The organism is Streptomyces sp. NPDC001634 (assembly GCF_040298185.1).
GTDB lineage: Bacteria > Actinomycetota > Actinomycetes > Streptomycetales > Streptomycetaceae > Streptomyces.
The window spans coordinates 80310-92855 of sequence record NZ_JBEOZU010000008.1 but is presented as its reverse complement, the minus strand read 5'-3'; the positions used below and the strand labels follow the sequence as shown (position 1 = coordinate 92855).

At 70.4% G+C, this 12546-nt stretch carries 11 protein-coding genes; 6 read left to right on the top strand and 5 right to left on the bottom strand.

Annotated features, from left to right (window positions below):
• Positions 1–205 precede the first annotated feature (205 nt).
• Both ABT186_RS07475 and ABT186_RS07470 read left to right on the top strand, forming a co-directional pair.
• Positions 206–1189 carry a cation diffusion facilitator family transporter gene (locus ABT186_RS07475; RefSeq protein ID WP_351924028.1) on the top strand — a complete coding sequence of 328 codons (984 nt, stop codon included), beginning with the start codon at positions 206–208 and terminating at the stop codon, positions 1187–1189.
• A gap of 148 nt (positions 1190–1337) precedes the next feature.
• On the top strand, positions 1338–1919 hold the full coding sequence (locus tag ABT186_RS07470) for a GNAT family N-acetyltransferase (RefSeq protein WP_351924026.1): 582 nt from the start codon (positions 1338–1340) through the stop codon (positions 1917–1919).
• A 90-nt stretch (positions 1920–2009) separates the two neighbouring features.
• Here ABT186_RS07470 and ABT186_RS07465 read toward each other — a convergent pair whose 3' ends face one another.
• Positions 2010–2261, bottom strand: coding sequence for a hypothetical protein (locus ABT186_RS07465; RefSeq protein ID WP_351924024.1), 252 nt, complete (start codon positions 2259–2261; stop codon positions 2010–2012).
• A 117-nt stretch (positions 2262–2378) separates the two neighbouring features.
• Positions 2379–4250, bottom strand: coding sequence for a glycoside hydrolase family 15 protein (locus ABT186_RS07460; protein ID WP_351924022.1), 1872 nt, complete (start codon positions 4248–4250; stop codon positions 2379–2381).
• A gap of 250 nt (positions 4251–4500) precedes the next feature.
• Here ABT186_RS07460 and ABT186_RS07455 point away from each other — a divergent pair, with 250 nt between their 5' ends.
• Positions 4501–5340 carry an SDR family oxidoreductase gene (locus ABT186_RS07455; protein ID WP_351229478.1) on the top strand — a complete coding sequence of 280 codons (840 nt, stop codon included), beginning with the start codon at positions 4501–4503 and terminating at the stop codon, positions 5338–5340.
• Between the two features lie 19 nt (positions 5341–5359).
• A complete protein-coding gene (locus ABT186_RS07450; RefSeq protein WP_351229480.1) occupies positions 5360–5521 on the top strand; it encodes a hypothetical protein in 162 nt (53 codons plus the stop codon).
• A gap of 143 nt (positions 5522–5664) precedes the next feature.
• Here ABT186_RS07450 and ABT186_RS07445 read toward each other — a convergent pair whose 3' ends face one another.
• Complete coding sequence (locus ABT186_RS07445; protein WP_351924020.1) at positions 5665–6654, bottom strand: CorA family divalent cation transporter; 990 nt, start codon at positions 6652–6654, stop codon at positions 5665–5667.
• A gap of 558 nt (positions 6655–7212) precedes the next feature.
• On the opposite strand from ABT186_RS07445, the gene ABT186_RS07440 reads away from it, so the two are divergent.
• On the top strand, positions 7213–9549 hold the full coding sequence (locus ABT186_RS07440; RefSeq protein WP_351229484.1) for a SpoIIE family protein phosphatase: 2337 nt from the start codon (positions 7213–7215) through the stop codon (positions 9547–9549).
• 67 nt (positions 9550–9616) lie between these two features.
• On the opposite strand, the gene ABT186_RS07435 is transcribed toward ABT186_RS07440, so the two are convergent.
• A complete protein-coding gene (locus ABT186_RS07435) occupies positions 9617–10063 on the bottom strand; it encodes a nitroreductase family deazaflavin-dependent oxidoreductase (protein WP_351229486.1) in 447 nt (148 codons plus the stop codon).
• A 241-nt stretch (positions 10064–10304) separates the two neighbouring features.
• Positions 10305–10937: a LysE family transporter gene (locus tag ABT186_RS07430; RefSeq protein ID WP_351924018.1), complete on the bottom strand. Its 633-nt coding sequence runs from the start codon at positions 10935–10937 to the stop codon at positions 10305–10307.
• A 331-nt stretch (positions 10938–11268) separates the two neighbouring features.
• Between ABT186_RS07430 and ABT186_RS07425 the strand changes: the two genes are divergently transcribed.
• Entirely contained in the window at positions 11269–12477 is a 1209-nt protein-coding gene (locus ABT186_RS07425) for a cytochrome P450 (RefSeq protein WP_351229490.1), read from the top strand.
• Positions 12478–12546: the final 69 nt, after the last annotated feature.

Sequence of the window (12546 nt, the reverse complement as noted above, 5' to 3'; positions counted from 1 at the left end):
GTCACCGAAGCCGGGCGTTCGGTAGAGGTCGCGGCCACGGGGCGCATGTCGGTAGGGTTCCCCGGACTCCCGCCCCACATCGTGTGAGACGCACGGATGGGGGCAGTCGGGCGACGTGAGCGGGACATCCTCGAACGCGCAACGGATCGACCGGACGCCCTCGACGGGGGAGCCTTCCCCCGGCGAATCGTCGGAGGACCACTCCGTGCGGCGCCGCCGGGCCTCCGACCGAAAGACGCGTGTCACGGTGTTCGTGGCGCTCGCCGCGAACATCCTGATCGCCGCGGCCAAGGCCATCGGCGGACTCGTCGCCCACTCGCCCGCACTGCTGTCGGAGGCGGCGCACTCCGTGGCCGACAGCCTGAACGAGATCTTCCTGCTGGCCGCCCTCCACCGCAGCCGCCGCCCGGCCGACCGGGACCACCCCTTCGGCTACGGCAAGGAGCGGTTCTTCTGGTCACTGCTGGCGGCCGTCGGCATCTTCGTGATGGGCGGCTGTTTCTCCTTCTTCCAGGGCTTCCAGGCCTTGAAGAGCGGCGAGCAGGAGTCGCGCAGCGGCTATGTGGCGGGATTCGCCGTGCTCGGCGTCGCGCTGCTGATGGACGGCCTCTCCCTGCTGCGCGCCCTCCACCAGGTGCACCGGCAGCACGGCTCGGCCGCAGAGGGACTTCGGGACCCGGCGCTCCGCACGGTCGTCGCCGAGGACAGCACGGCGGTGCTCGGGGTGGTCCTCGCGATCGTCGGGATGGCGCTCCACATGGTCACCGGCGCTGTCGTATGGGAGGCGTCCGCCTCGTTCGCGATCGGCGTGCTGCTCGTGTACGTCGCCTACCGGCTCGGCCGTGACGCACGCGGCCGGCTGATCGGCCAGGCCGCGGATCCGGAGCTCAGCCACCGGATCCGCGCGCTGCTGCAGGCCCAGCCCGAGATCGACAGCGTGGAGGAGCTGCTCACCATGCAGCTGGGCCTCGACTCCACCCTGGTGGCCGCCCGCGTCGACCTCGTCCCCGGCCTGGACAGCGAGGAGGTCGAGGACGTCGCGGTATGCATCAAACGGTCGGTCGCGCACACCGTCCCGCAGGCCGACCAGATCTTCCTCGACATCACCGACGCCCCGACCCGCGCGGAGGCCCGGCGCAAGGGTCGCGAGGACGGCCCCGCCGCGACGGGGGAACACGGCGGGGCCTGACGCACGGCTGCCCTGCCCGGCACGGATCATGCACACGGATTCCGGGAAATGAGAATTTCCCTGGAACACGGCAGCGGGCACCGAGGACACTGCTGGACGCGAGAAGAAAACTGCTTGCCCGCGCACGGTGAGTCACGAGAATCGACGCGTGCACATCCTGTCATTCCCGGAAGAAGTCACTCCGTCCGACCTGCGCGTCCAGGTGCGGGAGCTTCAGGAGGAGGCGTGGCCGACCACGAGCGGACCGCCGACCCCTCCTGATGAGCCGGCCCACGATCCCGCGCTGCGGCCGCTGTCGATGCTGCTCGTCGCCGACGGGACGGTACTGGCCACACTGGACATCCTGTCCAAGGAGATCAGCCACGCCGGCCGGCGTTATGCGGCCGGCGGGCTGAGCACCGTGGTGACGCGCCGGGAGGCGCGTGGTCGCGGGTACGGCCGGCGCCTGGTGGTGGCGGCGAGAGAGAAGATGATCGCCCAGCGGATGGACCTGGGCCTGTTCACCTGCGACCGCCCGCTGCAGGCGTTCTACGAACGCGCGGGCTGGCGCCTGCTCCCCGGAGCGGTGCTGGTCGGGGGAACGCCCCAGGATCCCTTCCCCAGCGACTGGCGCGGCTTCGACAAGGTCACCATGGCCGGCTTCTTCTCGGCCGAGGGCCGCCGGGCCCGGGAGTCGTTCCAAGGCAGTCGGATCAAGCTCTATCCCGGGGAGATTGACAAGCTCTGGTGACGTGCTCGGCGGACCTTTCCGACCGTGACGGTCAGAAGGCGCCCGGCGTTCGTCCGAGGGTGTTGTCCGGGTCTGCGGGGTCCGCGCCTCTCACTTGACCGCGGTGTTCCTGTACGACGCCAGAGGCTTGAGACCGGACGGAGGGGCGACGTCCTCGCGCACCGACCAGGTCCAGGTGGCGATCGCCTTCTTCTGCGTGGACCGGGAGTTCAGCCGCCTCAGGAAGAGCCTGGCGCCCGCCTTGTCGTCGAAGCCGTGCGCCGCGCGGCCCTCGACGCGCTCACTCCCCAGCAGGTACTGCAGTTCACGGAGATCGGTGAAGCGATCACCGACGCCCTGCATCGCGTAGAGACCGCCGGGACCGACCCCGCGGTGCTGCCCCGGCGTTGCCGGTAGCTTCGGCGGACCGAGTGGCTCGGCCTGCGAGTGCGGGCGCGGGGGCCGGGAGTGGACCGCCGCCTACTTGAAGCGCCACGGGGGCCGCCGCTCGTGTTCCGGGCGGCCCGTTGCCCGGTCGGCGGCGTTGTCGAGGGCGTCGTCGAGGGAGGAGGCGGCCATGATGAGGGAGAGGTGCGTGAAGGCCTGGGGAAAGTTGCCCAGTTGCTCGCCGCCGGGGCCGATTTCCTCGGCGAACAGGCCGACGTGGTTGGCGTAGGTCTGCATCTTCTCGAATGTGTAGCGAGCCTTGGCCAGTTGGCCCGAGCGGGCCAGGGCATCGACGTACAGGAAGGTACACAGGCTGAAGGTGCCCTCCGAGCCACGCAGGCCGTCGGGTGACGCGGCCGGGTCGTAGCGGTAGACGAGGCTGTCGGAGACCAGTCTGCGGTCGATGGCGTCCAGCGTGTTCAGCCAGCCCGGGCTCAGGGGGGCGAGGAAGCCCACCCGTGGGAGCAGGAGCAGCGAGGCATCCAGGACGTCGCTGCCGTAGTGCTGGACCAGTGCCTGCTCCTCCTTGTTCCAGCCTCGTTCCATGACCTGATCGAGGATCCTGTCGCGAGCCGTCCTCCAGCGGGCGGTGTCCGCCGGCCGGCGCCATTCCTCGGCCAGGCGCAGACCGCAGTCGAAGGCCGCCCAGCACATGACGCGGCTGTAGGTGAAGTCATTGCGGCCGCCGCGGGTCTCCCAGATGCCCTCGTCGGGACGGTCCCAGCTGTCCGCGAGCCAGTCCAGGGTCCGGCTCAGCCCCTTCCAGCCGTGGTAGCCGATGTGCATGCCGACCTTGCGGCTCTCGGAGAGGGCGTACATGGCCTCGCCGTAGATGTCGAGTTGCAACTGGTCGGCCGCGGCGTTTCCGGCCCGGACCGGGTAGGAGCCGCGGTAGCCCTCGAAGTGTTCCAGAACCTCCTCCGTCAGGCGCGGGTCGCCGTCCACCCGGTACATGATCTGGAGCGGTTCCCCGTCCGGTCCCGCCTGGTCGTGCAGCCGGTCTCCCAGCCAGCGGGTGAAGGCGGTCGCCTCGTCGACGAAGCCCAGGTCGAGCAGGGCGCGGACGGACAGCGAGCCGTCCCTGACCCAGGTGTAGCGGTAGTCCCAGTTGCGCTCACCTCCGACCTGCTCCGGCAGCCCCATCGTGGCCGCGGCGATCGGGGCGCCGGTGGGGGCGTAGGTGAGCAGTTTCAGCGTGACGGCCGAGCGGTGCACCATGTCGGGCCATCGTCCCCGGTAGCGGCAGGTGTTCACCCACCGCTGCCAGAAGTCGATGGTGTCCCAGATCTCTTCGGAGACCTGGTCCTTGGTGGGGGGCGGGGGCGCGGGCCCGTCAGGTCGGCAGACGGTGAAGACCACAGCGGCGGCCTCCCCCTCCTGCAGTGTCACCTCTCCCGTGACGTCCTGGCCGTCGCGCCGCAGGGGGAAGGTGCCTTGGAGATGGGCGGTGAGGTGCGGGGCGTCGAAGACCGCTCCGTCCTGGCGCATGTCGAGGCTGTGATCGGCGCGGGCGTAGTCGAACCGGGGCCGGCACTCCAGGTCGAAACGGACCGTGCCGCGCACGGCCCGCACGGCCCGGATCAGTGTGTGGCGGTCGTCGGCCCGGCCGGAGGTGTTCGCGGGCATGCAGTCGATCACCTCGCCCACGCCGTCGGATGACATGAACCGGGTCACCAGCACGGCGGTGTCCGGGTAGTACAGCTGCCGCCAGGACCCTCCGTCCCCGCCTTCCGGCGCCAACCGGAAATATCCGCCGCGATCGTGGTCCAGCAGGGCCGCGAACACACTGGGTGAGTCGAAACGGGGAGCAGCGAACCAGTCCACGACGCCGTGATCGGAGACCAGTGCGGCGGTCTGCAGATCACCGACCAGCCCGTGATCAGCGATTGGCGGATAGCGATCCATGTCTCCAATGTGCGGTATCGGGCGTTTGCGTGCGCGGCGAGCGAAGGCCGCCCGACACCGCCGAACTGCCAGGGGGTCGCGATGGCTGCCTCGGCTGGTCCGTTGGTCTGACAAGGGTTCTCGGTCGGGCTAGAGACGGGGTCCGCGGCGTGCCGAGCGTTGCCGGAAGTGGTGTGGTCATGGGTGATCGGCCCGAGAAATCCCCATGGTCCCGGGGCGCGTTCCGGGGCAGCATCGACTGGAGGCAACCGTGGGCACCAGTGTGAACGAAGTTCAGGAGATCACTGCTTTCCCGCTCCTGAAGGGGCAGAAGGCTCTCGTCACCGGCGCCAACTCGGGGATCGGCAGGGCCACCGCCATCGCGCTGGGCCGGATGGGCGCCGACGTCGTCGTCAACTACGTCGCCGCCCCCGACTCCGCGGATCAGGTCGTGCAGGAGATCGAGGGGTTCGGGGTGCGCGCGTACGCCCACGAGGCGGACGTCTCCCAGGAGGACCAGGTCGTCAAGATGGTCTCCCGCATGGTGGAGGAGCTCGGGACCATCGACATCATGGTGGCCAACGCCGGCCTCCAGCGGGATGCTCCCATCACCGACATGACCCTCGCACAGTGGCACAAGGTCCTGGATGTCAATCTCACCGGCCAATTCCTGTGCGCACGGGAGGCGACGAAGGAGTTCCTGCGCAGGGGAGTGGTTCCCGAGGTGTCGTCGTCCGCCGGGAAGATCATCTGTATGAGCTCGGTCCACCAGATCATTCCCTGGGCGGGCCATGTGAACTACGCGGCCTCCAAGGGCGGCGTACTGATGCTGATGCAGACCCTGGCTCAGGAGCTGGCGCCGCACAGGATCAGGGTCAACGCGGTGGCGCCCGGGGCGATCCGCACGCCCATCAACCGCAGCGCCTGGGACACTCCGGACGCGGAGGAGAGCCTGCTGAGCCTGATCCCCTACCGCAGGGTGGGCGACCCGGAGGACATCGCCAGGGCGGTCGCCGTGCTGGCCTCCGACCTGCTCGACTATGTCGTCGGCACCACCCTCTACGTGGACGGCGGCATGACGCTGTTCCCGGGCTTCGCCACGGGCGGATAGCGCAAGGCGCGGGCCGACGGTGACGACCGACGAAGGCGATGCCGTCCACCCGGAACGGCTGCTGGGCGCGGCCTTCGAACCGCTGGTGTCGCTGTCGGTGGCGTTGATCCTGTACGGCGCCGGTTCGGCGTCGTCACTCCGTACGGGCGCGGTGACATGCTGTTCGCCCCCGGTCCGATGATTCCCGCGGTCGAAGGCATCCCCCTCGTCCGCCGGGCCGGTGATGTCGCGGTCATGCTCGGCCCGGCGCCGCTTCGCCGTTCGGGGCCCGTCGCCGTCGACGGGCCGCGGGCGCGCCGTCGACTGAGGGCACGGGCCCCGGGCTCACCGGTCGTCGAGGCCGTCCTCGTCGTGCAGCTTTCGCCACAGGCGGGTGCGGTGCAGCACGTAGAGGGCGACGAGCAGGACAACCGCCTGCAATCCCACCGCGAACAGCCAGAAGACCGCCTTGCTCTCCAACTCGTCCGTCATATACGTGAAGTTCATGCCGAAGAACCCGGTCAGGAACGACAGCGGCAGGAAGATCACCGACACGATGGCCAGCCGGTTGATCACGCTGTTCTGCTCGCCGGACACCAGGGAGGAGTAGCTGGCGAACGCTCGCCGGGCGGCGTCCTGGAGGGACTCGATGGTCGAGAGCACGAGCCTCGCATTGTGCTGGAACGTACGGGCGAGCCTCTGCCGCTCCTCCGGGAACTTGCGGTCCATCATCCGCCGCGTGAAGATCTCGTCCGTCACCTGGAGGTAGGGGAGGAGTGCGTGATGCAGGAGGGCCGCGTGCCGTCGTAACCGTGCCAGACGATAGACCTGGTGGGGCTCCCGGCGCTGGAACATCTCGTCCTCGAGGTCCTCCACCTCCAACAGCGCCTGCACGGCGGACCGGCGGAAGGTCTCCAGGGCCTCCTGGAGCAGCAGGAACAGCATGGCCACGGCGTCGGCAGGTCGTTCATGCCGCAACCGGGTGGTGAGGCCCCGGACCGCTTCGATCGGCCCGCGGTGCACCGTGACCAGATGGCGCTCGGTCACGAACGCATGGATGTGGGTGATCCGGCCGGCTTCCATCACGGGTACGACGAACGCGGCGCTGTCTCCGAGGAACTCGGCGCGCGCGGACTCGGCTTCCCTGCCGAGCCACGTCAAGTCCTCGGCCTCCAGGCCGAGCAGATGGGCGATCGGCTGCTCGTCGGGCGCCGGCTTCTCGGGGAGCTCGATGTCCACGAGCAGGAACCGGGACGCCACGAGTCGTTCACGTGCCCTCGACACATGAGTTTGAGCGACGATCCCTTCCGGCATCGACACCACCGTTACGATCATGGTCCCTCGCTGTGATCACGGACGGCAGCCGCTATCAGCCTGCGCATACCCCGAAGTCCCCGCACACGGAGGGACTCGTTCGTACCGCGGGGTGTCCCGCGAACGGGTGAGGGTTGCGCCGCAGGCTGCGGAGCCTGACCTCGTCCACGATCCGCTCCGGGTGGGGGACCGGCAGCCCGGCGCGGCCGAAGCCGAATCGGACAGTGAAGGCACGGGCTGCTGGGCCTGTCGCTCGGCTTGGGGTGGGACGTCCACAAGGCCGCGCCGGCCAGGGCCACCCCGGCGAGCGTGGTCTGCTGCCGCACGCGCGTCTGGCGGAGCGGACCTCGATTCTGCCGGCTGCTGCGCGGGGCGGCGACGAACGGGCTGCGGACTGGGCCTGGCCGAGGATGGAGGCCCGGTGTGCGGCGGGGTCGCCGCCCCGGCGCGGACGGAGGGACCGCCATCCACGGCGGACCCCGGCGGCCGCCGATGTGCCGCCGGCCTCCCGTACCACCGTCGCCACCGCCGCGGACCGCCGGGTTGAGGCAATGCAAAGGAGGGATCATTCTGGACCATATGGAGCAAGTCGCCGCTGCGGCGATCATCGATGCCCGGGGCACGGTGACGGGATGGAGTGAGGGTGCCCGGCGGCTGACCGGATATGAGGCCGAGGAGGTCGTGGGCCGCGCGGTGCAGCAGCTGCTCGCCGAGGACGTACCACTGCCCGGGCTGATCGCCCTCACCGGGACAGCCGTGGTGCGGCACCGCGACGGTCACTCCGTGTCACTGTGCCTGAGCGCCCATCCCGTGATGGGCGCGGACGGCGCCCCGCAGGGATTCGTGGTCACCACCGCGCCCGCGACGGAGGACTCGGTCCTGGTGGCCGAGGCCTTCCAGCAGGCGCAGGTCGCGATGTCCGTCTTCGACACCAGGGAGCGCTGCCTCCGCGCCAATGACAAGGCCGGCGAGCTCATGCAGGTCGAGGCGGACACGCTCGTCGGACGGTACTTCCCCGACACCGTGCCCGAGGACGACGAGTACGGCCGGAGCTTCCGCCGTCATCTGCGCCAGGTCGCGGAGACCGGGAACCCCGTGCGCTTCGAGGGCTACACCCGCGCCCCGTCCGACAGCCGGGAGCACGCCTGGACCGTCTACATGTGGCCGGTGCGCACGGCCCCGGACGAGATGACCGCCGTGGCCGTCGCAGCCGTCGACAACAGCGAGCAGCACTGGGCCCGCCGGCGCCTGGTCCTGCTGAACGAGGCGGCGACCGCCCTCGGTACCACCCTGGACGTGGTGCGCACCGCCGAAGAACTGCTGGAGGTCGTCGTCCCCAGGTTCGCCGACTTCGCCAGCGTGGACCTGCTCGACTGGGTCCTCGGTCAGGACGAGCCGCCCATGGAACGGAGCGGCGAGGTCGTCCTGCGCCGGATCGCCCATCAGTCCGTCAACGAGGGCACCCCCGAGGCGGCCGTCAGGCTGGGGGACGCCGACACCTACTCGCCCCACTCACCGCCCGCGCGGGCGTTGCGGGAGAGCCGGGCCGTGCTGCGCAGGGCCGGCGAACCGGACTTCGACCGCTGGGTGCAGGAGCGCAGCGCCCGGGGCATCGGCGACCCCGCGCACCGCAAAGGCGCCCACTCCCTGGTGACGGTGCCGCTGCGGGCCCGTGGCACCACCCTGGGCGCGGCGGTGTTCGTGCGCACGCACAACCCGGACCCGTTCGCGGCCGACGACGCCGTCCTCGCCGAGGAGCTGGCGAGCCGGGCGGCCGTCTGTATCGACAACGCCCGCCGCTTCGCGCGCGAGCGGATGACGGCGCTGGCCCTCCAGCACAGCCTGCTGCCGCGCGGCCTGCCCGGACAGGCCGCGGTCGAGGTGGCCCACCGCTATCTCCCCTCCGGATCGCTGGCCGGTATCGGCGGCGACTGGTTCGACGTGATCCCGCTGTCCGGCAGCCGGGTCGCCCTGGTCGTCGGGGACGTGGTCGGGCACGGTATCCGCTCCTCGGCCACCATGGGGCGTCTGCGCACCGCTGTACGGACCCTCGCCGACGTCGACCTGCCGCCCGACGAACTCCTCACCCACCTCGACGACCTCGTCACCCATCTGGCGACGGGAGAGGGCGGCGAGGAGGTAGCCGAGCTGGGAGCGACCTGTCTGTACGCGGTCTACGACCCCGTCTCGCGCCGTCTGGCCCTGGCCGCGGCGGGGCACCCGGCGCCGGTCGTCCTGCAGCCCGACGGCATATCCCGGCTCGTCACGATGTCCGCCGGGCCGCCGCTGGGCGTCGGCGGCCTGCCCTTCGAGGCGACCGAACTGGAACTGCCGGAGGGCTCGCTGATCGCCCTGTACACGGACGGACTGATCGAGGGCCGCGAACGCGACCTGGACCACGGCGTCAGTGAGCTGTGCCACGCACTGGAGATCCCGAGTGGGTCCCTCGACGCCCTGTGCGACAAGGTCCTGAAGTCCGTGCTGCCCGACGAGCCCGGCGACGACGTGGCCCTGCTGCTGGCCCGCACCCGGGCCCTGGGCGCCGACCAGGTGGCCACCTGGGACGTCCCGCCCGACCCCGCGCATGTGGCGACCGCCCGGCAGCACGCCGTCGAGCAACTGGCCGAGTGGGGTCTGCACGAGATCGCGTTCGTCACGGAACTGGTCGTCAGCGAACTGGTGACCAATGCGATCCGGTACGGCGGATCGCCCATCCAGTTGCGGCTGATCCGCGACCGCTCGCTGATCTGTGAGGTCTCCGACGGCAGTTCCACCTCACCGCATCTGCGCCGGGCGCACGCCTACGACGAGGGCGGCCGCGGACTGCTGCTGGTCGCCCAGCTCACCCAGCGCTGGGGCAGCCGCCAGATCAGTCAGGGAAAGACGATCTGGGCCGAACAGCCGCTGCCCGAATGACGCGGGGAACCGCCGGACACGGACGAGCCGCACGACGAAGAAGCCGTGCGGCTCGCTGATCCGGCACTCACGTCCCGGTGGGCTCCAGCACGAAGACGGGGATCTGGCGGTCGGTCTTCGTCTGGTAGTCGGCGTAAGGCGGATACGCCGCGACCGCCCGCTCCCACCACACCGCCTTCTCCTCTCCCGTGACCTCACGGGCCGTCATCTCCTGGCGCACGGGCCCGTCCTGGAGCTCCACCGTGGGATGCTGCGTCACGTTGTAGTACCAGACGGGGTGCTTGGGTGCGCCGCCCAGCGAGGCCACCACGGCGTACGAGCCCTCGTGCTCGACGCGCATCAGCGGAGTCTTGCGGATCTTGCCGCTCTTTGCACCCAGGGTGGTGAGGATGATCACCGGCATCCCCGTGTCGAGGAGCGTCGTCCCCTTGGTGCCACCGGAACTCTCGTACAGCTCCACCTGTTCGCGTACCCACTGCGTCGGGCTGGGTTCGTACTCGCCCTCAAGAGGCATGACATCCGTCCCATCGTTGCCTACGACTGCTGTCTCGTCCGTCGCGACGCGGTCCCACGGCCTCGGCCTTGCGGCCGCGCACTTCAAGATTCAACACCAGTCGCCCCCCGGTTTCATCCCCACCACACGCCCGGGCGACCGGCGGAGTCGTGCTCATGTGACGCCCGCCGGCTCCTTGAACGGGCCGGGGCGAAGGTGACGGGACCGGCCAGAATTCTCTCCGTGAACGGACGGCTTTCCGTCACGCCGGGCCGGTCGGCATCTGCACCGCCAGTACCGCGATCACCGTGCTGGAGACGAGTCCCGTCACCAGCCGCCCGCGCCGCCCGGTCAGCGCCCGGCCCAGCAGCGCACCGCCCCCGGCCAGGAGCAGCTGCCAGCTCGCGGACGCGGCGAACGCTGCGAGGACGAACAGGCCCTGTTCCAGCGGCCGTACCGCGTCGGCGGCGCGGTTGCCGAGCACCAGCGCGGCGAAGTAGATCACGGTGGTCGGGTTGAGAAGCGTGATGCCCAGCAGAGCGAGATACGCCCGCCCCGGGCCCGGCGGCGCCGCACGGGCCGTGGCGATGGGTCCGGGAGAGCGGTACTGACGCAGGGCGCCGACGCCGCCGCGCACCGCGAGAGCGGTCAGTACCAGTGCCGAGATCCAGCGCAGCGGAACCAGTGCCGGTTGCAGCGCGGCGGCCAGGGCGACGCCGCCGAGGGTCGCCACCAGGGCGTAGAGCCCGTCCGCGGTGGCGATACCGAGCGCGGCGCACGCACCGGTGCGCAGCGACGTACGGGCGGTGAGGGAGACGAGGTAGGTCGCGACCGCTCCGACGGGCACGGCGATGCCGTAGCCCGCGACAAGCCCCGCGACGAGCGCGCCGGTCACGACCGGGGAAGCGAGAGCCTCCGCGGACGGCCGGGCTGCTGCTGAACCCGCACCGGACGAACGGCGGCGGAGGTCGGCGGCAGGAAGGCTGCGGTCTTCGGCATGCGCAGATGGTGGGGGAGCGGCGTGTACGCGGGCAAGCGAATTACGACGGTCGCCGCGCGCCCGGTGCGTCCCGAAGCGCGTCGCCGGAACGAGCCCGCCCGGCCGGCGACACGCTTCGGCCACATACGGCATCCGGCGGATCTGGCCGAACTTCGGGTGGTTCTGTAGATGCCTGGGGCATCTAATGATGATCGGCAAGAGCGAATCTTCGCGTGCGAGGTCATTCATGACGAAACCCGGAACCACCGTGTCAGAGCCCGTCGCCTTCCCTCAGGACCGCACCTGCCCCTACCACCCCCCGGCTGCCTACGACCCCTTGCGGGCGGAACGGCCCCTGGCCCGGGTCACCCTGTACGACGGCCGCGATGTCTGGGTGATCACCGGACACTCCGCCGCCCGTGAGCTCCTCGCCGACCCCCGCCTGTCCTCCGACCGGACCAGTCCCACGTTCCCGGCGACCACCGAACGGTTCGCTGCCGCCCGCAACCGCAGGCTCGCCCTGCTCGGCGTGGACGACCCCGAACACCACACCCAGCGCCGCATGCTGGTCCCCAGCTTCACCCTCAAGCGGGCCACCGCCCTGCGCCCGCGCATCCAGGAAACGGTCGACCGGCTCCTGGACGCCATGGAGGCCGCCGGACCGCCCGCCGAGCTGGTGAGTGCCTTCGCGCTGCCGCTGCCGTCGATGGTGATCTGCGCGCTGCTCGGGGTGCCCTACGCCGACCACGACTTCTTCGAGGAGCAGTCCCGCAGGCTGCTGCGCGGCCCCTCCCCGGCCGACACCCAGGACGCCCGCAACCAACTGGACACGTACCTGGGCGACTTGATCGACCGCAAGCGGGAGGAGCCGGGGAAGGGGCTGCTCGACGAGCTCATCCAGGAGCAGTTGCGCGAGGGAGAACTGGACCGGGCCGAGCTGCTCTCCCTGGCCACTCTTCTGCTGGTCGCCGGGCATGAGACGACGGCCAACATGATCTCCCTCGGCACGTTCACCCTGCTCCGCCACCCCGAAAAGCTCGCCGAGCTGCGGGCCGACCCCGGCGTGATGTCCGCGGTGGTGGAGGAACTCCTGCGCTTCCTGTCGATCGCGGACGGGCTGCTGCGGGTGGCCACCGAGGACATCGAGATCGCCGGTAGGACCATCCGGGCCGGAGAGGGTGTTCTGTTCTCCACCTCCGTCGTCAACCGTGACACGACCGCCTTCCCCGAACCGGACACCCTGGACTGGCACCGCCCGGCCCGCCACCACATCGCCTTCGGGTTCGGCATCCACCAGTGCCTCGGGCAGAACCTGGCCCGGGCCGAGCTGGAGATCGCCCTGCGCACCCTCTTCGTCCGGCTGCCCGGCCTGAGGCTCGCCGCCCCGGCGGACGAGATCCCCTTCAAACCGGGCGACACGATCCAGGGGATGCTGGAACTCCCCGTGACCTGGTAAGAGGCTGCGACCATGACCGGCGACATCTCCAGCTCCAGCTCCATTCCCAACCCCAACCCCAACCCCAAC